The organism is Streptosporangium sp. NPDC048047, assembly GCF_040653115.1.
GTDB lineage: Bacteria > Actinomycetota > Actinomycetes > Streptosporangiales > Streptosporangiaceae > Streptosporangium.
The window spans coordinates 17,243-41,301 of record NZ_JBEZNH010000025.1 but is presented as its reverse complement, the minus strand read 5'-3'; the positions used below and the strand labels follow the sequence as shown (position 1 = coordinate 41,301).

At 70.9% G+C, this 24,059-nt stretch carries 23 protein-coding genes; 12 read left to right on the top strand and 11 right to left on the bottom strand.

The window, feature by feature from the left end; translation table 11 throughout:
* The first annotated feature begins 88 nt into the window (after window positions 1-88).
* From AB0D67_RS21820 to AB0D67_RS21810, 3 genes are all read left to right on the top strand, one after another.
* Window positions 89-478 (top strand): hypothetical protein, encoded by a 390-nt coding sequence (locus AB0D67_RS21820; protein ID WP_362938473.1) that lies wholly within the window; start codon window positions 89-91, stop codon window positions 476-478.
* A 163-nt stretch (window positions 479-641) separates the two neighbouring features.
* Window positions 642-1,838: a transposase gene (locus AB0D67_RS21815; protein WP_362938470.1), complete on the top strand. Its 1,197-nt coding sequence runs from the start codon at window positions 642-644 to the stop codon at window positions 1,836-1,838.
* 25 nt (window positions 1,839-1,863) lie between these two features.
* A complete protein-coding gene (locus tag AB0D67_RS21810) occupies window positions 1,864-2,118 on the top strand; it encodes a hypothetical protein (RefSeq protein WP_362938467.1) in 255 nt (84 codons plus the stop codon).
* A 40-nt stretch (window positions 2,119-2,158) separates the two neighbouring features.
* Here the strand turns inward: AB0D67_RS21810 and AB0D67_RS21805 are convergent, their stop codons facing one another.
* Together AB0D67_RS21805 and AB0D67_RS21800 are read right to left on the bottom strand one after the other, a co-directional pair.
* Entirely contained in the window at window positions 2,159-2,890 is a 732-nt protein-coding gene (locus tag AB0D67_RS21805; RefSeq protein ID WP_362938630.1) for an alpha/beta hydrolase, read from the bottom strand.
* 15 nt (window positions 2,891-2,905) lie between these two features.
* Complete coding sequence (locus AB0D67_RS21800; RefSeq protein WP_362938464.1) at window positions 2,906-3,028, bottom strand: hypothetical protein; 123 nt, start codon at window positions 3,026-3,028, stop codon at window positions 2,906-2,908.
* Window positions 3,029-3,163: 135 nt separating this feature from the next.
* Between AB0D67_RS21800 and AB0D67_RS21795 the strand changes: the two genes are divergently transcribed.
* From AB0D67_RS21795 to AB0D67_RS21785, 3 genes are all read left to right on the top strand, one after another.
* Window positions 3,164-3,592 (top strand): hypothetical protein, encoded by a 429-nt coding sequence (locus tag AB0D67_RS21795; RefSeq protein WP_362938461.1) that lies wholly within the window; start codon window positions 3,164-3,166, stop codon window positions 3,590-3,592.
* Between the two features lie 363 nt (window positions 3,593-3,955).
* The gene (locus AB0D67_RS21790) at window positions 3,956-4,114 is read left to right on the top strand and encodes a hypothetical protein (RefSeq protein WP_362938458.1); all 159 of its coding nucleotides are present in this window, start codon (window positions 3,956-3,958) and stop codon (window positions 4,112-4,114) included.
* Window positions 4,115-4,369: 255 nt separating this feature from the next.
* On the top strand, window positions 4,370-4,852 hold the full coding sequence (locus AB0D67_RS21785; protein WP_362938455.1) for a hypothetical protein: 483 nt from the start codon (window positions 4,370-4,372) through the stop codon (window positions 4,850-4,852).
* Between the two features lie 315 nt (window positions 4,853-5,167).
* On the opposite strand, the gene AB0D67_RS21780 is transcribed toward AB0D67_RS21785, so the two are convergent.
* From AB0D67_RS21780 to AB0D67_RS21755, 6 genes are all read right to left on the bottom strand, one after another.
* Window positions 5,168-6,193, bottom strand: coding sequence for an ABC transporter ATP-binding protein (locus AB0D67_RS21780; protein WP_362938452.1), 1,026 nt, complete (start codon window positions 6,191-6,193; stop codon window positions 5,168-5,170).
* The gene (locus AB0D67_RS21775; RefSeq protein WP_362938449.1) at window positions 6,190-7,374 is read right to left on the bottom strand and encodes an ABC transporter ATP-binding protein; all 1,185 of its coding nucleotides are present in this window, start codon (window positions 7,372-7,374) and stop codon (window positions 6,190-6,192) included. Before AB0D67_RS21775 ends, AB0D67_RS21780 begins: the two co-directional genes overlap by 4 nt.
* The gene (locus AB0D67_RS21770) at window positions 7,371-8,360 is read right to left on the bottom strand and encodes an ABC transporter permease (protein WP_362938446.1); all 990 of its coding nucleotides are present in this window, start codon (window positions 8,358-8,360) and stop codon (window positions 7,371-7,373) included. The genes AB0D67_RS21775 and AB0D67_RS21770 overlap by 4 nt, the downstream gene beginning before the upstream one ends.
* Complete coding sequence (locus AB0D67_RS21765) at window positions 8,357-9,310, bottom strand: ABC transporter permease (RefSeq protein WP_362938443.1); 954 nt, start codon at window positions 9,308-9,310, stop codon at window positions 8,357-8,359. Before AB0D67_RS21765 ends, AB0D67_RS21770 begins: the two co-directional genes overlap by 4 nt.
* Entirely contained in the window at window positions 9,307-11,013 is a 1,707-nt protein-coding gene (locus tag AB0D67_RS21760) for an ABC transporter substrate-binding protein (RefSeq protein ID WP_362938440.1), read from the bottom strand. Before AB0D67_RS21760 ends, AB0D67_RS21765 begins: the two co-directional genes overlap by 4 nt.
* 315 nt (window positions 11,014-11,328) lie before the next feature.
* Window positions 11,329-12,282 carry a LysR family transcriptional regulator gene (locus AB0D67_RS21755; protein ID WP_362938437.1) on the bottom strand — a complete coding sequence of 318 codons (954 nt, stop codon included), beginning with the start codon at window positions 12,280-12,282 and terminating at the stop codon, window positions 11,329-11,331.
* Window positions 12,283-12,591: 309 nt separating this feature from the next.
* Between AB0D67_RS21755 and AB0D67_RS21750 the strand changes: the two genes are divergently transcribed.
* The 5 genes from AB0D67_RS21750 to AB0D67_RS21730 all read left to right on the top strand — a co-directional run bounded on the left by AB0D67_RS21750 (window position 12,592) and on the right by AB0D67_RS21730 (window position 19,040).
* Complete coding sequence (locus AB0D67_RS21750; protein ID WP_362938434.1) at window positions 12,592-15,174, top strand: collagenase; 2,583 nt, start codon at window positions 12,592-12,594, stop codon at window positions 15,172-15,174.
* A gap of 262 nt (window positions 15,175-15,436) precedes the next feature.
* Window positions 15,437-16,468: a hypothetical protein gene (locus AB0D67_RS21745; protein WP_362938431.1), complete on the top strand. Its 1,032-nt coding sequence runs from the start codon at window positions 15,437-15,439 to the stop codon at window positions 16,466-16,468.
* Between the two features lie 322 nt (window positions 16,469-16,790).
* On the top strand, window positions 16,791-17,447 hold the full coding sequence (locus tag AB0D67_RS21740) for a Crp/Fnr family transcriptional regulator (protein WP_362938428.1): 657 nt from the start codon (window positions 16,791-16,793) through the stop codon (window positions 17,445-17,447).
* 77 nt (window positions 17,448-17,524) lie between these two features.
* Window positions 17,525-18,415, top strand: coding sequence for a hypothetical protein (locus AB0D67_RS21735; protein WP_362938425.1), 891 nt, complete (start codon window positions 17,525-17,527; stop codon window positions 18,413-18,415).
* A gap of 73 nt (window positions 18,416-18,488) precedes the next feature.
* A complete protein-coding gene (locus AB0D67_RS21730) occupies window positions 18,489-19,040 on the top strand; it encodes a hypothetical protein (RefSeq protein WP_362938422.1) in 552 nt (183 codons plus the stop codon).
* On the opposite strand, the gene AB0D67_RS21725 is transcribed toward AB0D67_RS21730, so the two are convergent.
* The 3 genes from AB0D67_RS21725 to AB0D67_RS21715 form a co-directional block, all read right to left on the bottom strand.
* Window positions 18,961-19,476, bottom strand: coding sequence for a hypothetical protein (locus tag AB0D67_RS21725; protein ID WP_362938419.1), 516 nt, complete (start codon window positions 19,474-19,476; stop codon window positions 18,961-18,963). The two genes, AB0D67_RS21730 and AB0D67_RS21725, sit on opposite strands and share 80 nt — an antisense overlap.
* Window positions 19,477-19,647: 171 nt before the next feature.
* Window positions 19,648-20,541, bottom strand: a complete 894-nt coding sequence (locus tag AB0D67_RS21720; RefSeq protein ID WP_362938416.1) for a MurR/RpiR family transcriptional regulator — start codon at window positions 20,539-20,541, stop codon at window positions 19,648-19,650.
* A 77-nt stretch (window positions 20,542-20,618) separates the two neighbouring features.
* On the bottom strand, window positions 20,619-22,205 hold the full coding sequence (locus tag AB0D67_RS21715; RefSeq protein WP_362938413.1) for a glycoside hydrolase family 3 N-terminal domain-containing protein: 1,587 nt from the start codon (window positions 22,203-22,205) through the stop codon (window positions 20,619-20,621).
* A 254-nt stretch (window positions 22,206-22,459) separates the two neighbouring features.
* Between AB0D67_RS21715 and AB0D67_RS21710 the strand changes: the two genes are divergently transcribed.
* Window positions 22,460-24,022: a family 10 glycosylhydrolase gene (locus AB0D67_RS21710; protein WP_362938410.1), complete on the top strand. Its 1,563-nt coding sequence runs from the start codon at window positions 22,460-22,462 to the stop codon at window positions 24,020-24,022.
* Window positions 24,023-24,059: the final 37 nt, after the last annotated feature.

Sequence of the window (24,059 nt, the reverse complement as noted above, 5' to 3'; positions counted from 1 at the left end):
GCGTTGCATGACGCGGGCTATGACATCTTGGACACCCTCGGTCTCGTCTCCGCAGGCACCCCTTGGACCACACCACCAGGAGGAACCAGTGTCATACCCGCAACTGCTCACCCCCGAAGAGAAACTCGCCGACGCGAAGAAGCTGTTGAACCTTCCGCGTATCGTCGTGATCTGCGGCTCCACCCGCTTCATGACCGAGATGAACGAGGCCGATCTGCAGGAGACCACAGCCGAAAAGATTGTCGTCAAACCGGGTTGCGACATGAAATCGCCGCACGAACTCTGGTCCGATCCTGTCGAGGCCGAGACGCTGAAGGTTCGACTCGACGATCTGCATCGGGCGAAGATCCGGCTCGCTGATGAGGTGCTCGTAGTCGGCGACTACATCGGAGACAGCACCCGAGCCGAAATCGCCTACGCCCGGTCGCTGGGCAAGCCCGTGCGTTTCACGCACCCCGCAGTCGATCCTGACGTCTGACCGCCCGCTGTCACCTCGACAACCAGGGTCGGCAGCCCGCCGCCTGACCGTCTCACGGTAGCTTCGGCTGCCGCCCACCCCACATTGGCGTGGTCGTCGATGTGTTCATGGATCGCTCGGATTCTCATACATTCAGTCATGATCGAATGGCACAATGAGGGCTGTGCAGCTTCGTTACCAGTACCGGCTCTACCCGGACGCCGCCCAGCGCCAGTCGCTGGCGCGGGCCTTCGGGTGTGTGCGGACGGTGTTCAACGACGGACTGCGCGCACGTACCGATGCCCGAGAGGCCGGGTTGCCGTACGTCTCCGACGGGGAGCTGTCCAAGCGGGTCATAACGCAGGCCAAGATGACGCCGGAACGCGCGTGGCTTTCCGAGGTGTCGGTCGTGGTGCTTCAGCAGGCACTGGCGGACCTGAACGCCGCCTACCGCAACTTCTTCGCCTCGATCACCGGCAAGCGCAAGGGACCGAAGATCGCCCCACCTCGGTTCCGGTCCAAGAAGGATAACCGGCAGGCCATCCGGTTCACCAAGAACGCCCGGTTCGTGATCACCCCGAGCGGGAAGCTGTGCCTGCCGAAGATCGGGGACGTGGTCGTGCGCTGGTCTCGTAATCTACCCTCCGAACCGTCGTCCGTGGCGATCATCAAGGACGCGGCTGGACGGTACTTCGCATCGTTCGTGGTCGAGGTGAGTGATGAGCCGCTGTCGGAAACTGTATCCGAGGTGGGTGTCGACCTGGGTCTGACGCATTTCGCAGTGCTGTCGGACGGCCGGAAGATCGACAATCCGCGTTTCCTGCGCCGCGCCGAACGACGCCTGAAGAAAGCCCAGCAGAACCTCAGCCGGAAGGCGAAGGGGTCGAACAACCGTAAGAAGGCCGTCGTGAAGGTCGCGCGGGCGCACGCCCGGGTGGTCTATGCGCGCCGCGACTTCGCCCACAAGCTCTCCACGGGCATCATTCGCGACAACCAAGCGGTGTACGTGGAGAATCTGTCGGTGAAGGGCCTAGCGCGCACGAGACTGGCCAAGAGCGTCCATGATGCGGGTTGGTCGGTCTTTGTCGAGATGCTGGAGTACAAGGCTGCTCGGTACGGGCGGGCCTTCGCGAAGATCGATCGCTGGTTCCCCTCCTCGAAGCTCTGTTCTGCGTGTGGCAACCTCGCAGACCAGATGCCGTTGAACGTCCGGTCGTGGATCTGCGCCTGCGGCGTGGCCCACGACCGGGACGTCAACGCGGCGATCAATATCCTGGCCGCCGGGCGGGCGGACAGGCTAAACGCCTGTGGAGACCTGGTAAGACCACCGCTTGAGGTGGCGCGGGTCGACGAAGCAGGAAGCCTCAGGGGTGCCGCATGACGCGGTACGGGCTGAATCTCCAGCCTTGGGCAGGGGAGCGCGTCAAGAGGTCCCGTCGTTCTCCGGATACACCCCCGACCTCGACGCGCTCCACGCGTCCGGGACGCGGGTGGTGACGGCCGTGGGCGAGGCGTCGGAGGGCGAGCCGCCCCACCGGGCGGCCCTCACCCTGGCCGAGCGGCTGGGCGGGCGGTCCGAGACGTTCCCCGGCGACCACGGGGGCTTCGGCGCGGTCCCCGAGGCGTTCGCCGCCCGGCTGCGCGAGGTGCTCCAGGACTGACGGCGCCCCCCCGGCAAGAGCCTCGGCCTCGTCGCGGGGCTCAGGCCGGTGGCGTGCCGAGGAAGCGGCGCAGCTCGGCGGCCAGCTCCGCCGGGGCGTCCTCGGCCATGTGGTGGCCGGAGTCGATCGATGTGCCGCGGACGTCGCCGGCCCAGTCGCGCCAGATCGCCAGCGGGTCGCCGTAGAGGTCCTCCATGTCGTCCCGTTCGGCCCACAGGAACAGGACCGGGCAGGTGATCCTGCGGCCCGCCCGGCGGTCGGCGTCGTCGGTCGCCCGGTCGACGCCGAGTCCCGCGCGGTAGTCCTCGCACATCGCGTGGACGACGGCCGGGTCGTGGATCGCCCGCCGGTAGTCCTCGTACGCCTCGGCGCCCATCTGCTCGGGCGTCGCGCGGTACCAGGCGTCGGGGTCGGCGTTGATCACCCGCTCGGCGGGCTTGGCGGTCTGCCCGAGGAAGAACCAGTGCCACCACGCGGCGGCGAACCGGGCGTCGGCCCGGTCGAGCGCCTCGCCGATCGGCACCGCGTCCATCACGACGAGGCGGGTCGCGGCGTCCGGGTGGTCCATCGCCACCCGCTGCGCCACGTAGGCGCCCCGGTCGTGGCCCGCGACGGCGAACCGCTCGTGGCCCAGCGCGCGCATCAGCGCCACGCAGTCGCGGGCCATCGCCCGCTTGGAGTACGGCTCGTGGTCGGGGGTGGTCGGCGGCTTCGACGAGCGGCCGTAGCCGCGCAGGTCGGGGCAGACCACGGTGAAGCCGTCCGCGAGCAGCGGCGCGACCCGGTGCTAGGTCGCGTGGGTGCGGGGATGGCCGTGCAGGAGCAGCAGCGGCGGCCCGGAGCCGCCGTGCCGGACGAACAGCTCCGCCTCACCGGTGCCGATCCGCTCCTCGGCGAACCCCTCGAACATCCCGTGTCTCCCTCCGTCGCGGATCCGGCCGGACGAAAATGCCCCTTCCTGCCCACACGAACCTCAAACCGCCGCCCCGGCCGCACCTCCCGGATCCCATCGAGCGCGCGGCGGGCGATGGCTGTCCGACAACGGATGCCCGGCGGTAACATCGATGTCTGCCTGGGCGAACGGGAGGAGAAGATGGGTTACCGTCCGATGGCACTCGCCGACCTCGCCGCGCGCCTGGAGGCCAGCAGCGATGAGAGAATCCGCTGGAAGCTCGTTTGGGAGTTTCTGGAGGAGTATCGCTGGGAGGACCCTGACGCCCAGCCGGCGTTGTTCCTGGAGGAGCCGGAACCGGTGGGCGACGAACGGTGGGACGCGTTGCTGGCCGCTGTCGCCGAGCATCTCGCCGCCAAGCACGATCTCGCTCCGCCTGACTGGACGGCGCCGCGGGTTCTGCGGTCACCGTGGTTCCCTGCCGAACTGGCCAGCCAGCGCGCGGATGCGCTCGTCTGGGCGCCCGCCGCGTTCCGCAAGCACGGTGTCTACCTTTCACGCAAGGACCTTGAGGCCGCATGAACAGCGCAGATGACGGGCTGCTCGGCCGGGCGGAGCTTGAACGGGCTTTCACCGCACTCGGGGAGCGCCTGATGCGACGGGGAGTCGTCGCCGACCTCTTCGTCGTGGGCGGAGCCGCGATGGCGCTCGCCTACGACGCCGTCCGGGTGACCCGTGATGTGGATGCGCTTTTCGTGCCGCACGGAGTGGTTCTGGAGGAGGCGCGTCAGGTGGCCGAGGATCTCAGCCTGCCGCCCTGGTGGTTGAACGAGCAGGCCAGTCTACATCTCGGGGAAAGACGATCCCGGCAAGCGGAGAGTCTTCGACCATCCAGGGCTGCGTGTGATGGCGGCGTCACCGGAGCACATCTTCGCAATGAAAGCGATGGCCGCCCGTATCCGCGATGTGGACGATCTCCGGCACCTGGCCGGACTCGCCGACGTCACCTCCGTCGAGGACGCACTCCGCCTCTGCGAACGGTTCTTCCCCGGGGAGGAACCCTCCCCGAGAGCACAGGCGGTACTGGCTGATCTGTTCGGCTGAGGCTGCGGCGAACGATCCTCGTCCTACCCTTCAAGGGCGGCGGGGTGGTGCCTGGGGGCATGAGCCACCTGTGGACCGCGCGGTCGGGACCGCCGTTCTGTTGCGCGAGGTCGTGTCATCGCCGCGTCGCGGGACCGTTCCAAGCTGTTTTCCTGCCCTTCGGCTTGAAGATCTTTATGTGCAATTTCACATATGACATCTTTTTCTTGCGGGCGCTCGGCACGGGGCCGGGCACCGTTCCATGGGAGGAAATCGATGAACCAGATCGCCAAGCGTGGTCTCGCGTTCCTGACGGCGGGGACGGTCGTGGCCGGGGGGCTCGCCACGACCGCCCCCGCGTCGGCCGCGACCCTCACGACGACGACCACGTGCAGCGTCTCGGGACCGATCCAGGGCCTGAACGTCAAGGCGTGCGCGGACGTCACCGGCGACCAGGTACGTGTGTACGGGATCGTCGGCGCCCTCGGCATCTCCGAGCCGCCGGTCAACCCCCGCGACGTCGGCGCGGAGGTCTCCGGCGCGATCGTCGGCGGTCCCCTTCTCGGCTCCGGACGCCGGGCGCTGAGCATCTGGAACAACGTCTTCACCGTCGAGGGCGTCACCGCGACCGTGGCCTCCGGGTCCACGGTCCGCGCCACGGTGACGATCACCCCCGGCCCCACGGGGCCCGGCGGCGGAGGCGGCACGCCCCTGCCCGGTCCGACGTCCGTCTCCGTGGACGTGCCGGTCGTCTACTGACCGGCGGGGCGACCGGCCCGGGTGATCAGCTCGGGTGATCAGTCCGGATGACCGGCTGACGACCGGCCGGGGCACCGGGCCGGAGGGAGCGCGCGACCGCGGTCGCGCGCTCCCGCGCGTTCCGGGACCCAAGCGTTCCGGAACGCGCGTTCGGCTCCCACGCGTTCGACCCCACACGTTCCGGGTCCCGTGTGTCCGGGCCCTACGTGCTGCGGGGCCCACACGTTCCGGGTCCGAGGCTTCCGTGCGCTCCGGGCCCGGAACTCCCGCGCGCCTCCGTGCGCCCGGCGACCCCGGACGCACGGAGGCGCGCCGTCAGCCGGCGAAGTGGCAGGCCGCCTTCCTCTCCGCCGCGTCTCCCGCGTCTCCCGGGCCGTGGACCTCGAGGGGAGGGGCCTCGGTCCGGCAGACGTCCTGGGCCATGGCGCAGCGCGGGTTGAAGGAGCAGCCCGGAGGCGGGTCGGCGGGGCTGGGCGGGTCGCCCGGCAGGACGATCCGCTCGCGGGCGAGCTCCACCTCCGGGTCGGGGACCGGTACGGCCGACAGCAGCGCCCTGGTGTAGGGGTGGGCCGGGGCGGTGTAGACGGCGTCGCGTGAGCCGATCTCCACGACGCGGCCGAGATACATCACTGCGACCCGGTCGCAGACGTGCCGCACCACCGACAGGTCGTGGGCGATGAACAGGTACGCCAGGCCCAGCTCCCGCTGGAGGTCGGCCAGCAGGTTGACGATCTGCGCCTGGATCGACACGTCCAGCGCCGAGACCGGCTCGTCGCAGACGATCAGCCTGGGCCGGGACGCCAGCGCGCGGGCGATGCCGACGCGCTGGGCCTGGCCGCCGGAGAACTCGTGCGGGTAGCGGTCGGCGTGCTCGGCGCCCAGGCCGACCATCTCCAGAAGCTCGATCACGCCGCGCCGGTCCAGCAGCCGCGTCGGGCCGGAGACGATCCGCTCGACGGTCTGGCGGGGGTTCAGCGACGCGAACGGGTCCTGGAAGATCATCTGGATGTCGCGGCGGAACGGCCGCATGCCGCGCGGGCCGAGCCGGGTGATGTCGTGGCCGTCGAAGGCGACGGTGCCGCCGGTCGGCTCCAGCAGCCGGACGATCATCCGGCCGGTGGTGGACTTGCCGCACCCGGACTCCCCGACGAGGCCGAGGGTCTCTCCCGGCCACACGTCGAAGGTGACGCCGTCCACGGCCCTGACCCCGTTCCGCCTTCCGAAGGTCATCCGCAGGTCCCGTACGGACAGCAGCGGCGTGGACCGGGGCCCCGCTTCCGGCGCCGCGTCGGGTACGGCGTCCGGCGCGTCGGCCGGCCGGACGGGCGACGTCCCGGTCATCGCGGGCCTCCAGGGGTTTCGTCCAGGTGGCAGGCCGTACGGTGGACCGGCCCGGCCGGGGGGCCTTCCGGGTCCACCAGCCGGAGCACGCGGCCCGCACGGACCTCGTGAAATTCCCGGATCCCATGGAGCTCGCGGAGCTCGCGGAGCTCGGGCGCCTCGGTGACGCAGGCGTCGTCGGGGGTCGCGGCGTAGCGGGCGCAGCGGGGATGGAACCGGCAGCCGGACGGCGGCGCGAGCAACGACGGCGGGCTGCCGGGGATGGCCCTCAGCCGCTCCTTGGCCGCCGGTCCCGCCACGCCTCCGCCCGGCACGCCCCCGCCCGCCGGGCCCACCACGAGCCTGCTCGCCGTACCCCCGTCCGCCGGACCCGGAGAGCCCTCGCCCGCCGGATCCGGAGAGCCCTCCGCGACTCCGGCCGGCAGGCGGGGGGCGGAGGCGAGCAGCCCCTGCGTGTAGGGGTGCCGGGGAGACCTGAAGATCTCCCGCACCGGGGCGTGCTCGACGGTGTGGCCGCCGTACATCACCAGGACCTCGTCGGCGACCCGCGCCACGACGCCCAGGTCATGGGTGATCATCATGACGGCGATGCCGCGGTCCCGCTGGATCCTCCTGATCAGTTCGAGGATCTGCGCCTGCACGGTCACGTCCAGGGCGGTGGTCGGCTCATCGGCGATGAGCAGGTCCGGCTCGCAGGACAGGGCCATCGCGATCATCACGCGCTGCCGCATGCCGCCGGAGAAACGATGGGGGTGCTCGCCCGCGCGCCGCCTCGGCTCGGGGATGCCCACCTCGGCCAGCATCTCCACCGCGCGTTCCCGCGCCACCCGGCGCGAAACGCGCAGGTGCAGCCGGTACGCCTCGGCGATCTGCTCGCCGACGGTGTAGAAGGGGTGCAGGGACGACAGCGGATCCTGGAAGATCATCGCCATCCGCCGGCCGCGCAGCTCGCGGAGGCGGGAGGCGGGCGCGCCCACCAGCTCCTCGCCGTCGAAGACGATCGAGCCGGAGACGGCCGCCTCGTGGTGCAGGCCCATGATGGCCAGCGACGACACCGACTTGCCGGAGCCGGACTCGCCGACGACGCCGAGCGTGCGGCCCCGGTCCAGGTCGAAGCCGATCCCGTCCACCGCGGTCCCGGCGGGGAAGGCGACCCGCAGGTCTCTCACTCGCAGGATCACGCGTACCTCACACGGGGGTCGATCACCGCGTAGACGAGGTCCACGCCGAGGTTGGCCAGGGTGATGAAGAACGCCGCCAGCAGCGTCACGCCGAGCACGACGGGCTGGTCGGCCTTGAAGATCGCGTCGTAGGTGAGCTGGCCGACGCCGGGCAGGCCGAAGACGTGCTCGGTGATGACGGCCCCGGCGAGCAGCCCGCCCAGGTCCATGCCGAAGATCGTCACGATGGGGGTGAGCGCCGAGCGCAGGCCGTGCTTGGTGACGACGGTCCGCTCGTACAGGCCCTTGGCGCGGGCCGTCCTGATGTACGGCTCCGCCATCGTCTCGATCATCGAGGCCCGGGTGAGCCGGGCGTACATGGCGGCGTACAGGCTGGCGAGCGTCATCCAGGGCAGCAGCAGGTTGCCCGCCCAGGCGGCCGGGCCCTCGGCGAACGGCCGGTAGTCGGGGTAGGGCAGCCATTCGAGCCGCTGGACCAGGATCAGCAGCAGCATCATCGCGGTGAAGTAGACCGGCGCGGATGCGGAGGCCAGCGTGGCGGCCATGAGCGAGCGGTCGAGCGTGGTCCCCCGGCGCAGGGCCGCGACCAGCCCGACGGCCAGGCCGCCGGCCAGCCAGAGCACGGCCGAGCCGAGGGCCAGCGAGGCGCTCACCGGCAGGCGGTCGGTCAGCAGGTCCCAGACGGGCAGCGCGTTCTGGTAGGAGTAGCCGAAGCAGGGGACCGAGCACTCCAGCGCGGCCGGGCCGTCGCCCAGCGTCCGGCCGGTGAAGATCCCGGCCACGTAGCCGCCGAACTGCTCGTACACCGGCCGGTCCAGGCCCATCTGCGTCCGCACCAGCGCCACCTGCTCCGGGGTGCAGGTCTTGCCGCAGGCGTGGGTGGCCGGGTCGGAGGGCAGCACGTAGAAGACGGCGAAGGTCACCGCGCAGATGACGAGCAGCACGCCCGCCACCGCGGCGAGCCGCCGCAGCAGGTAGCGGGTCATCGGCCGCCTCCCTTCGGGTCGAGGGCGTCGCGCAGCGCGTCGCCCAGCAGGGTGAATGCCAGCACGGTCAGGAACAGGCAGACGCAGGGGATCATGAAGTACGTCGGCGCGACCTGGTACCAGAGCAGCCCGTTGTCGATCATCTGGCCCCACGAGGGGGTGGGCGGCCGCACGCCGACGCCGAGGAAGGACAGCGCGGCCTCGGTGCCGATGTTGGCCGGGATCGCCAGCGTCGTGTAGACGAGGATCGGCGCGGCGATGTTGGGCAGGATCTCCCGCAGCAGGATGTGCGGTCCCCTCGCCCCGTTGACCCGCGCGGCGTCCACGAACTCCCGGTGCCGGACGCTCATCGTCTGCCCGCGCACGATGCGCCCGACGTACGGCCAGCTGAACACGCTCATGATCAGCACGAGCAGCAGCACGCGGTCGGTGCCCGGCGCGATGGACAGCAGGGCCAGCATGAAGATCAGACTCGGGAAGGACATCACCAGGTCCATGATCCGGCTGAGCACGGTGTCGACCCTGCCGCCGAGGTATCCGGCGACCAGGCCGACCGCGGTGCCGGCGAGCACGGTGACGGCCGTCGCGGCGACCGCGATCAGCAGCGACACCCGCGCGCCGTACACGACGCGGCTGAAGACGTCGCGCCCGTTGCCCGGCTCGACGCCGAGCCAGTGCTCGGCGCCGATCCCGCCGAAGTCACCCTTGGGCACCCCGCCGAGCGCCTGGTCGATCGCGTTCTTGTCGAAGGTCTCGGGCTGCCAGCCGTTCAGCCCGGTCAGCAGCGGGGCGGCGAGCGCCGCCACGACGAAGACCGTCACGATGGCGAGGCCGAGGAGCGCGGCCGGGTCGCGCCGGAGCCGCTCGTAGGCGATGCGCCCGGGGGAGCGGCCCCGGACGGCGGGGGCCGCGACGGCCGTCGCGACCCCCTGCGGTGCGGCGGTGGTCACTTCCTGATCCCGAGGGTGGCGTAGTCGAACTGGCCTGACCAGATCAGGTGGCCGAACGCGCCGCCGACCTTGGAGCCGGTGAGCAGCGGCTTGCGGATCCAGAGCAGCGGGATCATCGGAGCCTTCTTCATGATCTCGGCGTCCAGGCCGACCCAGGCGCGGTCGGCGGCCTTGAGGTCGGTCATGGCCCGGATCCCGTCGATCCCGTCCATGGTCTCCTTGTCCCGGAACAGGGACACGTTGCCGCTGTTGCCCTTGTCGGTGATGGTGCGGCCGTCGAAGAGCATCGGGATGAACGAGGATCCGGACGGGTAGTCCTGGCACCAGCCGTACAGGGCCAGCCCGTCGAACTTGGCGGTGTCGCCGATGGTGTCGTAGTAGACCGACGGGTCGAAGGTGCTGATCTCGGTCTCGACGCCGACGCGCTTGAGCGACTCCTGGATCGCGGTGGCGGCCCCCTTGTCGCCGGTGGAGGCGTACAGCGTGATCCTGACCGGCGTCGCCACGCCGGACTCGGCGATCAGCGCCTTGGCCTTCGCCACGTCACCGGTCGGCGGGATCTTCAGGGTGTCCTGCGGGACGCCCGCGGACAGCGACGGCGGCAGGTAGGCGGTGGCGACCGTGCCGGCGGCCGGTCCGCCCTTGACGGTCTGGTACGCCTCCTTGTCGATCGCGTACTGCAGGGCCAGGCGGAACCTCGGGTCGTCGAAGGGCGCCTTGGCGGTGTTCATGGCCAGGGTGTCGGTGCAGCCCCGGATCTCGTTGTGGAAGCGCGCCTTGACCTTGGGGTTGGTGAGGATCTTGGCGAAGCTCTCGCCGTTGACGTCGGCGTAGGTGACCGCGGTCCGGTCCTCGCCCTGGTCGGCGATGAGCCGGTCCACGATCACGCTCTGCCGCAGGCCCTGCCTGACGACGACCTTGTCCGGCAGCGCCTTGCGGACCGGGTCGGTGGCGGGGTCCCAGTGCTCGTTCCGGCTGAGTACGAGCTGCTTGCCCCGGTCGTAGGTGTCGATCTTGTACGGTCCCGAGGAGAAGACGCGGTTGTCGTACCGTGCCTTGGTGTCCCTGCTCCGGGGCACCGGCGCGAAGGTCGGCAGGGTGGCGTAGTACGGGAACTCGGCGACGGGGCGGTTGAGGTGGAAGACGATCGTCTTGTCGTCGGGCGTCTCGATCGACTTCAGCGGGCCGTCCCGGTAGGGGCCCCGGTACTTCTCGCCGCCGGTCAGGACCAGGCGGGCGTAGTTGGGGCCGCCGGGCAGCTCGGGGGCGAAGGACCGCTCCACGTTGTACTTGACGTCGGCGGCCACGATGGGGGAGCCGTCCTCGTACTTGAGGCCGTCCTTGAGGGTGAAGGTCCAGGTCATGCCGCTGTCGGACATCTCGCCGACGGTGGTGGCGAGGTCCGGGACGATCTGCAGGCTGGCCGGTCCCGGCTCGGACCGGTAGGTGACGAGGGAGCGGTAGAGGTAGCGCAGGCCGAAGTCCATCTCCGGCATCGTCCAGTTGCGGGTCGGGTCGAGGTGGGAGAAGTCCTGGTTGGACAGGATCGTGAGCGTCCCGCCCCTGGTGGCCTCACCGGCCGGGGGCTGGGAGCCGTTCCCGGAACGCCCGGCGGCGGGCGTCCCGCCGCTGCCGCAGGCCGCCGTGCCGAGCAGCACCGCCAGCGCGAGAAGGCAGGGGGCCGCCGTGGTCTTCACGGACATGTGTCACTCCACGTCGTTGTGGGGGGAGAGCGCGAGTGACACGTAACATAGTAATGTGAAATATTACCGGCAATAGTGCGTTACCGATCCGTAATTCGCCCGATCCGGTGTTCCCTCCGTTTCCCCGGTCCCGACCGGCGGCTTTCCCGCTCCCGGGATCCGCGACCTCTCCGGTCCCGTCCGGTGGCTTTCCCGGTCCTGGACCCCGCGACCTCTCCGGTCCCGTCCGGCGGCTTTCCCGCCCTCCGGTCCCGCGGTTTCCCGTTCTCCGCCCGATGGCTTCCGGCCCCCGGCCGGACAACCCCGGTCCGGCCGTCAGATGAGCGGATGCACCTCGGGATGGGCGTTCCACCAGCGCCGGAACAGTGGATTGTCGTCCACGTGGTCGGTGTAGGCGTCGGCGAGACCGCGGTACAGCTCCGCCGCCTGCTCGGTGCCAAGCCGGTCCCGGCGCCAGGCCACGGTCAGCTTGGCGGTCTGCGGCTGACCGGCGAGCGGGCGGACGACCGTACCGGGCGCGGCGGGCCAGGTGGGATCGACCAGGCGGACCCCCAGGCCCGCCGCCACCAGCGGCCGGCCCGCGCCGCTCGGGGCGTCGTAGCGCACGTCGGGCTCGAACCCGGCCGCGCGGCAGGCGGCGCGCAGCGCGGCGAGCGAGCCGTCGTCGGCGCCCGGCGGGCTGATCCAGTGCTCGTCCCGCAGGTCGGCGAGCCGTACCTCCTCCCGTCCGGCCAGCCGGTGATCCGCCGACAGGGCGACGAATATCGGATACCGGGGGACGAGCGTACGGCCGGTGACCGGCGCCGTCAGCGTGACGTCGAACCCCTCGACGATGCCGAGCAGGGCCACGTCGAGCTGCCCCTGCGCGAGCGCCGTGGCCAGCACCGTCGCCGAGGGTTCGATGCGCAGCGAGATCTCGTGCCCGGGAAGCCGCTCACCGATCCGGTCGACGATGCTCCCCACGCAGGACAGGTGCGCGCAGCCCAGCCGGAGGGTCTGCACCGCGGTGGGGACGCGCAGGTCGCCGAAGAGCGCGTCCACCTCCGTCAGCACGATGCGGGCGCGGGCGACGACCTGCCAGCCCAGCGGGGTCGGCTGCACCCCGGAGTGGCTGCGCACGAACAGCGCCCCGCCGACGATCTCCTCGACCCGGCGTAGCTGGTTGGTCATGGCCGGCTGGGACAGGCCCAGCCGGGCGGCGGCGCGGGTGACGCTTCCCATCTCCGCTATCGCACAGATCGTGCGGAGATGCCTGATGTCGAGCTCCATAGCCAAGAATTATGTGACGGCTGATGACCATCGCATGAACTTCCCGAGCAAACTGCGACATAAGCGCGCGAACCGGTGAAGGCACCGGGACGCGGGACCCCATAGCGGGGAGCCGGCGCCGTCCTGCGGCGACGGCCCGCGCCCGGTCACGAGGCCACGGGAGACGTGCTCCCCGGTCCCTTCCGGGAGCGGAACCCCCCGAAAGGACGGCGACCCCCCCGACCCCGTGGGCCGCCTGCCCCTCACCACCTCGCCCCGGCTGACCGGGCCGATCTCGCGCGCCGTCGTGAACACCCCCCGGAGGTTCAGTTGTCGATCAAACCACCCCCCGGCGAACTCGGAAAGCGTCTGCGGTCGCTGCTCACACCCGTGTTCGCCCTGGGAATCGTCCTCCAGCCGCTGGCGGCGTCCCCCGCCTCCGCCGCGGCCCCGGTTCCCGCGATCGCCGCCCCCGCCCCCCGCACCGCCGACAAGCCCCCGCCCGTCGGCGTGGACGCGGCCGACGACGCCCGGCACGCGGACGCGTCCTCACGGAAGGTCGAGGCACGCCCCCCGAGGCCCGCGTCGGACGACGCGCTGCGGCGCACCGTCGACAAGCCCGCCCGCACGTCGGAGCATCCGCGCCCCTCGGCGAAGTCGTCGAAGACGGCGGCAGCCGCGGCGGCGTGCAACGCGAGCGACTTCACCAGCAGATCCGGCAGCGCCCTCGTCCAGCAGATCAAGTCCTCGACCACCGACTGCGTCAACACGCTGTTCAGCCTGACCGGCGGTGACGCCTACTACGCCTTCCGCGAGTCGCAGATGGCCAGCGTCGCGTACGCGCTGCGCGACAACGCCGTCAACTACCCCGGTGACAACAGCACCGGCACCGCCCAGCTCGTGCTGTACCTGCGCGCCGGCTACTACGTGCAGTGGTACGACTCCGCCACCGTGGGCACCTACGGCCCCACGCTGCAGACCGCCATCCGCTCCGGCCTCGACGGCTTCTTCGGCAACTCCAGGGCCTTCACGGTCAGCGACGCCAACGGCGAGGTCCTCGCCGAGGCGGTCACCCTGATCGACAGCGCCCAGCAGAACGACCGCTACCTCGGGGTCGTCAAGCGCCTGCTCAACGGCTACGACAGCTCCTACGACGCCCACTGGTGGATGCTCAACGCGGTCAACAACGTCTACACGGTGCTCTTCCGCGGCCACCAGGTCCCGGCGTTCGTCACCGCGGTCCAGGCCGACCCGAGCGTCCTGGACACCCTCAACGCCTTCGCGACGAGCCACCTCTCCCTGCTCGGCACCGACCGCAGCTACCTCGCCTCCAACGCCGGCCGCGAGCTCGGCCGCTTCCTGCAGCACACCGCCCTGCAGGCCAAGGTCCGGCCGATGGCCAAGGACCTGCTCTCCCGCAGCCGGATCACCGGCCCCACCGCCCCGCTCTGGGTCGGCGTGGCCGAGATGACCGACTCCTACGACAAGGCCAACTGCTCCTCCTACGGCACCTGCAACCTGGCGCAGACCCTGGCGGTCAACGTCCTGACCATCAACTACACCTGCAGCTCCAGCATCAAGATCCGGGCCCAGGACATGACGTCCACCCAGCTCGCCGACAGCTGCCGCAGCCTCACCAGCCAGGACGCCTACTTCCACAACCTCGTCAAGGACGGCAACCGCCCGGTCTCCGGCGACAACAACACCACCATCGAGGTCTGCGTCTTCGACTCCAGCACCGACTACCAGACCTACGCCGGCGCGATGTTCGGCATCGACACCAACAACGGCGGCATGTACCTGGAGGGCGACCCGTCCGCCGCCGGCAACCAGCCGAGGTTCATCGCCTACGAGGCCGAATGGGTGCGGCCGGCCTTCCAGATCTGGAACCTCAACCACGAGTACACCCACTACCTCGACGGCCGCTTCGACATGTACGGCGACTTCAACGCCAATGTCACCACGCCGACCATCTGGTGGATCGAGGGCTTCGCCGAGTACGTCTCCTACTCCTACCGCGGGGTCGTCTACGACGCCGCGATCACCGAGGCGGCCAGGCGCACCTACGCGCTCAGCACGCTGTGGAACACCACCTACTCCCACGACACCACCCGCATCTACCGCTGGGGCTACCTCGCCGTGCGGTACATGTTCGAAAGGCACCCCGCCGACGTCACCACCGTCCTCGGCTACTACCGCACCGGCAACTGGAACGCCGCCCGCACCTTCCTGACCGGCACCATCGGCAGCCGCTACGACAGCGACTGGCAGACGTGGCTGGCGGCCTGCGCGTCCGGCTCCTGCGCGGGCGGCGGCAGCGGCAACCAGACGCCGAGCGCGAGCTTCACCTTCACCGCCACCGGCCTCGCCGTGAACTTCACCGACACCTCCTCCGACCCCGACGGGACCATCGCCTCCCGCCGCTGGGAGTTCGGTGACGGGACGACGGCGACCACGGCCAACCCCTCGCACACCTACGCCGCCGCGGGCACCTACCCGGTGAAGCTCACCGTCACCGACAACGCGGGCGCCACCGGGACGAGCACGCAGCAGGTCACGGTGACCACCGGCGGAAGCAGCACCCCGGAGTGCACCGCCTCCAGGACCGACGAGCTGGGCAGGAACTGCCAGCGCAGCAACGTGTCGGCGACCGCCGGCGACTACGCCTACTTCTACCTCAACGTCCCCGCGGGCACCACGAAGCTGACCATCACCTCCTCCGGGGGCACCGGGAACGCCGACCTCTACTACAGCTCCGCCTCCTGGGCCACCACTGCGAACTACACGGCCCGGTCGGCCAACGCGGGCAACGCCGAGACCCTGACCGTCAACAACCCGCCCGCCGGCTACGTCTACATCAGCCTCCACGCGGCGCAGACCTTCAGCGGAGCCACCCTGAAGGTTCAGTACTGACGCCGGTACTGACACCCGCCTGAACCCCGCCGGGACCGGAACCGCGCCTCCGGCCCCGGCGGCCCGCCCGATCGGCCCGCCCGCCCCCTGCCGGGGCGTGCGGGCTCCGGCGGTGACCACGGCCCTGTCCGGAGGCAGGCGAATGGCCTGCCTCCGGACAGGGCACCCGAAACGGCTGAGGAGGTTCTCAGCGCCTCTCAGCGAAACCAAAGGCGCGGTGGAGCAGACTCCGAGGGTTTCTCCCCGGTTCGCGGAGGTTCGCGTGAAGCAGCGTTTCGACGACCGAGCGGTCGTGTCACCGCTCGGATGGTGGCGGCGGTGGGCGTCGTGGGCGGGTCACGCCGCGAGCGGGACGGCCGCCGTGTACGGCGGTGCGCTGCTGGTGGCCATATTCATGGGGTATCGGTCGTTCCTCGGCGTCACCGACCTCGGCCTGCCCGACGTCACGGTGCCGGGTGCGGTCGTGCTGCTCATCGGGTCCGTTGTCGCGGCCGCCACCGTGTGCCCGTGGGGTGCACGGTTACCACCCGGTGCCGTCTCAGCGGGGGCATGGGGGGTGGCGGCGCTGGCCCTGGTGGGGAGCTGCTGGGTGCTGCTCGACCTGGTCCAGCTGGTCCTGACCGGCGCCGTCACCGACCGGCACGGCGACAGCGACTGGGTGACCTTCGCCGAGCGGTCATGCCTGGCCGGAGTCGGAGCCCTGTTCGCGGCCACCGCGCTGGCGCACGCCCGTCGCAGCGCCGGCGTCTGCCCCCGGTGCGGCCGGGCGCATCCGCCGCGGACGTCGGGACGGCGGCATCCCGCACCGCACGCGGCACCCTCCGCGGTGCGGTGGATCGCCTACATCGGCTGCTGCGCGTTCCTTCCGTACCTCCTCCTGCACGTCCTCGGCGCGGCCGGTGTCCCCGGGATCGAACCCAACGGGTTCCGGCCGACCTGGTCCATGGTGCTGGCGGGAGCCGGTGGCGTCGGGCTCGCCGTGTTCCTGCTGCTGGGACTCGTCCGGCCGTGGGGCATGGTCTTTCCCCGCTGGACGCTGTGGCTCGCGGGCAGACGGGTGCCCCGGTTCCTGCCGTTGGCACCGGTCTGGGTGATCGCCCCGACCCTCGCCCTGTACGGCGTCGGGAGCGGAATCCTCGCGGGCGCGGGTCTTCTCAGCGACGACCTGTTCGGCATCGGCGGAGCGGCGTCGCTGGCGTTCGGCGGATACGGCTGGGCACTGGCCGTCGCCGCCGTCTCCTATCAGCTCCGGACCCGGCCCCTGTGCGTCCCGGCGGAAACGGCCACCGTCTGACAACCTCGGAGGGCCGTGCGCGTCGCCGCGGAGATCCCAGGGGTGGATATTTAAACGATGGCACTCACTTTCGGCATCAAGTGAAAAATATGGCGAATGCATTGATTGTTTTTTGTCCGCTGCGAGAGGCATGATCGGTGTAGTAGTTATTATTTCGTTATAATTTTCGGCGGTAGAGATTCTGCGGATGGCATGTGCGTCCTGACGGTGTGTCACCTCGCTTTCCGGAGGGCTCATGCGACGGGTTCCGGCTTCCCCCAAAGTGTCCTCGTGGCCGTCGGACACCTTCGTCGCGCGACTGCCCACAGAGGCGAGACGGACGTTGCTCGACCTTGGAACGGTCCGCACCTACCCGGCCGGCCACACGCTCATCCGTCAGGGCGAGCCGGGCAGTGTCGTCTTCGTCATCGTCCATGGTCTGGTCAAGGTGATCGCCTCCACCGAGAACGGCACGGAGTCATTGCTGGCCGTACGGGTCAGGGGAGATGTGATCGGTGACATGGCGGTGCTGGACGGCTCGGCGCGTTCGGCGACAGTGACCACCTGCGGGGTGACCTCCGCCAGGCTGCTCAAAGGGGAGGTCTTCCTCGGCTACCTGCGTCGCCATCCCTCGGCAGCCCTGGCTCTGAGCGTGCTGATGGGGGACCGGCTCCGCTGGGCGAACCAGCGGCGACTGGAGTCCGCAGGTTACGGCAGCGACGTGCGCCTGGCCCGGCTGCTGCTGGCCGTGGCCGCCCGGCACGGTCACCGGGTGCTCGAGGGCGTGGATCTGGGTGTCCCTCTCACCCAGGTGGAGCTGGGTGACCTGATCTGCGCGAAGGAGAGCACCGTACACAAGGCCCTGCGCGAGCTGGCGGAACAGGGGCTGGTGCTGCGGGTCGGGCATCGACGGGTCGTCATCAGCGACCTCCCCGGACTCATGGCCTTCGCCGACATGGATCCGCTTTCGCCGAATAATCCGCCCCCGAAGGCGTACTAATCCGGGTTTCCCGCCGTCGATCCTCCGCACACTCGGCACAGGCGCGCGACCACGCGGCCACGGAGTCAGGAGGAGACATGATCGACCAACGGGAACACCGCCTGATGATCACCTCGGACGTCGAGCGTTACGGCGACCGTAACGACGGCGACCAGGTACGGCTGCAGCGGATCCTCAAGGGGGTGCTCGACGTCGCCGCCGTCACCGCCGGACTGGAGCCGGACGAATGGAAGCGCCAGCCCCAGGGAGACGGGGAGTTCACCGTCCTGCCGCCCGGCACCGACGTGCCGACGATCCTCGGGTCGTTCGTCACCGCCCTCGCCGAGAACATCGCGTCGGTCAACCGGGGGCGTTTCCGCCTGCGGATGCGCCTGGCGGTGCATCACGGACCCATCCATGTGGACGGCGCCGCCGGCTCACCGGGCGGTCATGCCGTACAGTCCGGGCGGATGGTGGGGGCCGACGCGCTGCGCGCCGCCATGGCCGCGTGTCCCGAGGCGGATCTCGGCGTGATCGTCTCGGAGCGGGTCTTCGACGACTACATCGGGCAGGGGTACGGCGGACCCTCCGCCGAGGGGTTCCGACTCGTCCGCGCCAAGGACAAGACCGATGAGTACCGCGCCTACCTCCACCTGCCGGGGCACAACGTTCACCGGCTCCGCGAACTGGACCCCCATGACGCCGAGCCCAGGGTTTCGGAGGGAAGCGGGGAGCCGCAGAATCCTCAGGACAGGGACGGCCGCTCCGCGGACCGGGACCTGCACGGTGGCAACATCGTGAGCGGTGACAACCACGGCGGGCTGACCATGGGCGGCGACAACCACGGAACGGCCGTCAACGGCGGTGAGCACCACCACGGGGACCGTTCCGGGGTCACCAACCACATCAGCGGCAACGGCACGGCTTACTCGGCCGGCCGGGACGGCTATTTCGGTGATGCCCCCCGACGCAGGAGGCCGTCGCGATGACCGAGGCCACCTCTGGTGAGGACAGCGGCCCCGGCGACATCACAGAGGCCGGCTGGGACAGCGGCTGGACGACATGCCGCGCACCGACCCGGAGATCGTCTGTCGGTGGAGCGCCCACGCCGAGTTGGCTCTTCCTGAGGATGCCAGGCAGGTCAGACGCGATCACCTCAGCGCGATGTACCGGATCGAGGCCAGGGCGCTGGAGACGAGGCAGCGGGTGAAAAAGCTCCGGGAGGGCGGTGAGGTCTGGAAAGACCTGCTGAGGGAGGCTGGTACCGACCCCCTTGCCCGTTACGCCGTACGGCTGGCCGCCGGCGCCGAGGACGGGGAGATCGCCGACACCGTCGAGCAGATGCTCGACCAGCGCCGCAAGGACGCGGACGACTTGCTCCTCCTCGTCGCGAAGATCACCGAGGCGCAGCGGACGGCCGACGTCCATGAGATCGTCCTTGCCAGTGACGAGGCGCTGCGGACCGCCTTCAAGCGGCTCGGGATCCCTCTGCCGCAGAGTGATCCCGACGCCATGTTCGGCTCTCTCGACGAGGTCAGCCGGTCAGCGCCGTCAAAGCCAACCAGGCGACGGTGGCGACCGGCATCAGGACCAGCCAGGGCAGACCGCGTCTGATCCGCTCGTGTTTGGCCGTGGCGATGTCGGCGAACGTGGAGATCAGTGTCCACACCTCCCGCTGCTGCCGCGCCGCGTCGGTCGAGCCTGGTGGTCCGGGCCGGTGTATCAGGCCGAACCTGGTGGGGACGTCGGGGCCGAGCAGGCGAGGGCGAAGGGCGGCGAGGAGGTGGTGACCGGAGACCAGGCATCCGGTCGCGAAGACCACGGCCACCACGACCACGGTCACCGCCGCCGGTGTCCCGGTCGCCCAGATCTCCCGTACGGCGCCGGCCTGGGTGGCGGCGATCGCGGTGAACCCGAGATGGACGGTGGAGACGGTGGCCGCCTTGGCGTCGGCCTGCTGGACATAGCCGTGGAAGATGGTCAGTGCCTGCAGGGCGACGGTGAGCGACTCGGCTGCGCTCAGCTCGTCACGGGGTGTGCGTCGCGCCATCTGGGCCTCCGGAGGCGGTGGTGTCGGGACACCCCCAGCCTCCGTCGCGCCCATAGATGGGAACCCGTACTTTTACGGGCTTACCAGGTTTTTCAGGTTCCGTGAGCGAAGGCCCCGTACGGCGAGCGCCCCCTGTGAACGGGAGACACGAACGGCCGGTGTCGCCCCGGCCTACCTGTTGCGGCGGCGGGTGTCGGCGACGTACTCGTCCACCACCTCGCGGGTCGCCCGCAGCGCCGCCTCCGAGGTCTCGAAGGTACGCTGGGCGATGCCGACGAAGATGCAGTCGACGATCAGCAGCTGGCTGATCCGGCTGGCCAGCGCGCCGGGCCGGAACGCGGTCTCCCGGCCCGCCGAGACCAGGACGTGGTCGGCCAGCTCCGCCAGCGACGAGCGCGGGTTGTTGGTGATCGCGACCGTGGCCGCGCCCGCCTTGTGCGCCACCCGCATCGGCGCCAGCACGTCCGGCGTCTCCCCGGAGGTGCTCACCCCCACCGCCACGTCCTGCGGGCGGAGCAGGGCCGCGCTGGTCAGCGCGAGGTGGGAGTCGGTGAACGCGTGGCCGGACAGGCCGATGCGCATCAGCTTCTGCTCCATGTCGACCGCGACGAGCCCGGAGGCGCCCACGCCGTAGACGTCCACCCGGCGGGCCGCGGCGACGGCCTCGATCACCGCGCCCAGCCGGTCGGGGTTCAGCTGGGCCGAGGTGTCGGCCAGCGCCTCGGACTCGGCCCTGGCCACCTTGGCGATCACGTCGGTGAGCGGGTCGTCGGGTCCCAGGTCGCCGGGGACGAGCCGCTCGGGCTCCTCCCTGGCCACCGCGGCGGCCAGCGCGAAGCGGAGCTGGGAGTAGCCGGCGAAGCCCAGGGCGCGGGCGGTGCGCACGATCGTGGCCTCACTCGTCCCGGAGACCGCGCTGAACTCGGTGATGGTGCTGCGTGCGACCATGCCGGGGTCGTCGAGGATGAGGCGGGCGATGGCCTGGGCGGCCGGCGTCAGCGACGGCAGGACGGCCCGCACCGTGGCCACCAGGTTCCCCGGTGTGGGGTCGTCATGGTCGTTCATCGATTACCTCCAGCGTGGAGACCCGGTTCTCAGGCCGGAGGTCACCGCCCGGCTCGCCTCTCCTGTCGGGATCAAGCCTATTGTCCGCAGGTCAGCTGGAGAGCGACGATCCGGGCTGAAACCCGGGAAATACCGTGGGTCGCGATGTGGACGGCGCCGGCGGGCTCTCCGGGCACGCCGGTCTCGACCACGATCGCGTCGGGGCGCAGCCGTACGGCGCGGGCCAGGATCTCGGCCGCCCACGGCTGACGGTGGGCGTCGTGCGTCACCAGCACGAGCGGGCGGCCCTCCTCGCCGCCCTCGCCGAGGTCGGGCAGCTCGGGGGAGTCGGGGGTGACGGTGTGCCCGGCGGTGCCCGGCATCAGCTCGGTCATGGCGCCGAAGATGCCGGTGGGCGTGCCGGGGGCCACCGCGAGGTTGAGCCGCGGGGCGATGTCCACGATCAGCGGCGGGCGGGTGAGCGGGAGCGCGGGCGCGAGGCGGGCGTCCCGTACGGTGACCCGCAGGGCGGCGCGGGCGGCCTCCATCCCCAGCTCCCCGGAGCCCGTCCCGAGGTCGCCGGAGGCCTCCTCGCGCTCCCCGGCCACCTTGGCGCGGGCGGCGGCGTTCGCGGCGTGCCAGGCCGCCAGGTCCAGCACGCGCGCCGCGGCCTCGGCCAGTCGCTCCTCGGCCAGCTCGCCGCGGCGGACGGCCGTCACGATCGCGTCGCGCATCGCGAAGACGCTCTCCCCACCGGGGGAGGAGGTGCCCACGCAGATCGCGTCGGCCCCGGCGGCCAGGGCGCGGACGGCGAGCTCGCCGGGCGGGTGCAGGGCCGCCACGGCGCCCATCTCGATCGCGTCGGTGACCAGCATGCCGTCGAAGCCCAGCTCCTCGCGGAGCAGCCCGGTCAGGATCGGGCGGCTCAGCGTGGCGGGGCGGTCGGGGTCGAGGGCGGGCACCAGCAGGTGACCGCACATGACGGCCCGGACGCCGCTCTCGATGGCCGCCCGGAACGGCGGCAGGTCCCGTTCGCGCAGCAGGTCGAGGGAGGCGTGCACGGTGGGCAGCGCCAGGTGGGAGTCGGTGACGGTGTCGCCGTGGCCGGGGAAGTGCTTGGCGCAGGCGGCCACCCCCGCGCCCTGCATGCCCCTGACCCAGGCCGCGGTGTGCCGGGAGACCAGCGCGGGGTCGCCGCCGAAGGAGCGGATGCCGATCACCGGGTTGCGCGGGTCGGCGTTGACGTCGGCGTCGGGGGCGTAGTCCAGGGTGATCTCGGCCGCGGCGAGCATGCGGCCGATGCCCCGGGCGACCCGCTCGGTACGGCCGGCGTCGTCGGCCACGCCGAGCGCGAGGTTGCCCGGCCAGGAACTGCCGGCCGCCGCCTCCAGGCGGGTGACCGCGCCGCCCTCCTCGTCGACCGCGACGACCACGTCCGGGTTCTCCCGCCGCAGGGCGGCGACCAGTTCGGCGGTCTGCGCCGGGCCGGTGATGTTGCGGGCGAAGAGCACGGCGCCGCCGAGGCCCTCACCGAGCGCCCGCCGCAGCCACTCGGGCGGCTCGGTGCCGTCGAAGCCGGGCTGGAGCACCGTCATGGCCATCCGGGCCAGGCCGGGGTCGCCGGAGGACCCGCCGGGCCGGCCGGGACCGCCGGGGGACGTGCTGCCGGACATGTTCTCGCTCATCGCCACCTTCTCACCGGGACTCACCGGGACTCACCGGCTGTCCTGGGCAGGTTACACATCCATGACACTTTCTTTCATCTTCATTGCTTCAAAAGTAGATTTCTGCCATCCTCGCCGTCGAGACCCCCGCGATCGACCCCGTGTCCGGCCGAGGGCGTCGGCGGCGGCAGCGGGTCCGTGAGATGCGGCTCCGTGACCCGTCCGCCGCGATCCGGCCGAAGCGGGTCACGGGCGAACACCCCCTTGGAGTCCGCATGAGCTCACCCACCCGACGCACCGTCCTGCGCGGCCTCGCGCTCGCCGCCGCGGCGAGCGCCGCGCCCCTGCCCGCCTTCGCCTCCTCCGCGTCCGCCGCGTCCGCCCCCGACGGGTACGTCCCGCCGCTGCGCCAGATGCGCGGCATGTGGATCGCCTCGGTGGTCAACATCAACTGGCCGTCCAAGCCCGGACTGACCGTCGAGCAGCAGAAGGCCGAATACCTCGCCTGGCTGGACCTGGCCCAGGTCCGCAAGCTGAACTCGGTGTTCGTGCAGATCCGGCCGACGGCCGACGCCTTCTGGCCCTCGCCGTACGAGCCGTGGTCGCAGTACCTGACCGGGACCCAGGGGCAGGACCCCGGCTACGACCCGCTGGCCTTCCTGGTGGAGGAGACCCACCGGCGCGGCCTGACCTTCCACGCGTGGTTCAACCCCTACCGGGTGTCGATGCAGGCCGACCCGGCCAAGCTCCACCCCGACCACCCGGGCCGCAAGCACCCCGACTGGATCATCCCCTATGGCGGCAAGCTCTACTACAACCCCGGCCTGCCCGAGGTCCGCGCGTTCGTGCAGGACGCCATGATGGACGCGGTCACCCGCTACGACATCGACGGCCTGCACTTCGACGACTACTTCTACCCGGTCAACACCACCGCCTTCGACGACGCCGCCGCCTTCGCGAAGTACGGCCAGGGCTTCCCCGACCTGGCCGCCTGGCGGCGCAACAACGTCGACCTGCTGGTCTCGGAGATGCAGAAGCGCGTGCTGAGCGCGAAGCCCGAGGTCGCCTGGGGCATCAGCCCCTCGGGCATCTGGCGTAACAGGTCCACCGACCCGCTGGGCTCGGACACGGCCGGCGGGCAGTCCTACGACAACCTGCACGCCGACACCCGCGGCTGGGTCAAGAAGGGCTGGCTCGACTACATCGCCCCGCAGATCTACTGGTACATCGGCCAGTCGAACGCCGACTACGCCAAGCTCGTCCCCTGGTGGTCCGACGTGGCCGCGGGCACCGGCACCGAGCTGTGGATCGGCCAGGCGGCCTACAAGGCGGGCGCCGCCGGCCAGCCCGCCGAGTGGTTCCGCCCCGACGAGCTCTCCAACCACCTGACCCTGAACCGCAGCCACCCCGAGGTGGGCGGCGACATCTGGTACAACTCCGCCGACGTGCGCGAGGACCGGATCGGCTCGATCACCCGGACCGTGGCCGCCCACTACACCCGCCCCGCGCTTCCCCCGCTGCTGCCCAGGCTCGCGCACGGCAGGGCCCCGGAGCGCCCGGTGCTCGTCTGGGCCAAGAAGGAGGCCGACGACGTCGAGCTGCGCATCCAGGCCAGGGGCCACCGGGTGCCGTTCCAGTACGCGATCTTCCGGCTCGACCGCCCGGCACGGCCCGGGGACTTCGACGACGCCCGCAACCTGGTCGCGCTCGTCCCGGCCACCGGCAAGCAGGTGAGCTGGGTGGACGCCGAGGGCGGCCGGAACGCCCACTACTACGTCACGGCCGTCGACCGGGTCAGCCGGCAGAGCGCGCCGAGCGACGTCCGCCGCGTGCACTGAGCCCCGACCGGGGTCCCCGAGGGGACCCCGGGGGGAC

Excerpts from the sequence above, each read along its gene's own strand:
- AB0D67_RS21800 (WP_362938464.1), bottom strand. The coding sequence starts at position 3,028 with ATGTTCGAGGGGTTCGCCGAGGAGCGGATCGGCACCGGTGAGGCGGAG.
- AB0D67_RS21795 (WP_362938461.1), top strand. The coding sequence starts at position 3,164 with ATGCCCGGCGGTAACATCGATGTCTGCCTGGGCGAACGGGAGGAGAAG.
- AB0D67_RS21790 (WP_362938458.1), top strand. The coding sequence starts at position 3,956 with ATGGCCGCCCGTATCCGCGATGTGGACGATCTCCGGCACCTGGCCGGA.
- AB0D67_RS21785 (WP_362938455.1), top strand. The coding sequence starts at position 4,370 with ATGAACCAGATCGCCAAGCGTGGTCTCGCGTTCCTGACGGCGGGGACG.
- AB0D67_RS21780 (WP_362938452.1), bottom strand. The coding sequence starts at position 6,193 with ATGACCGGGACGTCGCCCGTCCGGCCGGCCGACGCGCCGGACGCCGTA.
- AB0D67_RS21770 (WP_362938446.1), bottom strand. The coding sequence starts at position 8,360 with ATGACCCGCTACCTGCTGCGGCGGCTCGCCGCGGTGGCGGGCGTGCTG.
- AB0D67_RS21760 (WP_362938440.1), bottom strand. The coding sequence starts at position 11,013 with ATGTCCGTGAAGACCACGGCGGCCCCCTGCCTTCTCGCGCTGGCGGTG.
- AB0D67_RS21755 (WP_362938437.1), bottom strand. The coding sequence starts at position 12,282 with ATGGAGCTCGACATCAGGCATCTCCGCACGATCTGTGCGATAGCGGAG.
- AB0D67_RS21735 (WP_362938425.1), top strand. The coding sequence starts at position 17,525 with ATGATCGACCAACGGGAACACCGCCTGATGATCACCTCGGACGTCGAG.
- AB0D67_RS21730 (WP_362938422.1), top strand. The coding sequence starts at position 18,489 with ATGCCGCGCACCGACCCGGAGATCGTCTGTCGGTGGAGCGCCCACGCC.
- AB0D67_RS21725 (WP_362938419.1), bottom strand. The coding sequence starts at position 19,476 with ATGGCGCGACGCACACCCCGTGACGAGCTGAGCGCAGCCGAGTCGCTC.
- AB0D67_RS21720 (WP_362938416.1), bottom strand. The coding sequence starts at position 20,541 with ATGAACGACCATGACGACCCCACACCGGGGAACCTGGTGGCCACGGTG.
- AB0D67_RS21715 (WP_362938413.1), bottom strand. The coding sequence starts at position 22,205 with ATGAGCGAGAACATGTCCGGCAGCACGTCCCCCGGCGGTCCCGGCCGG.
- AB0D67_RS21710 (WP_362938410.1), top strand. The coding sequence starts at position 22,460 with ATGAGCTCACCCACCCGACGCACCGTCCTGCGCGGCCTCGCGCTCGCC.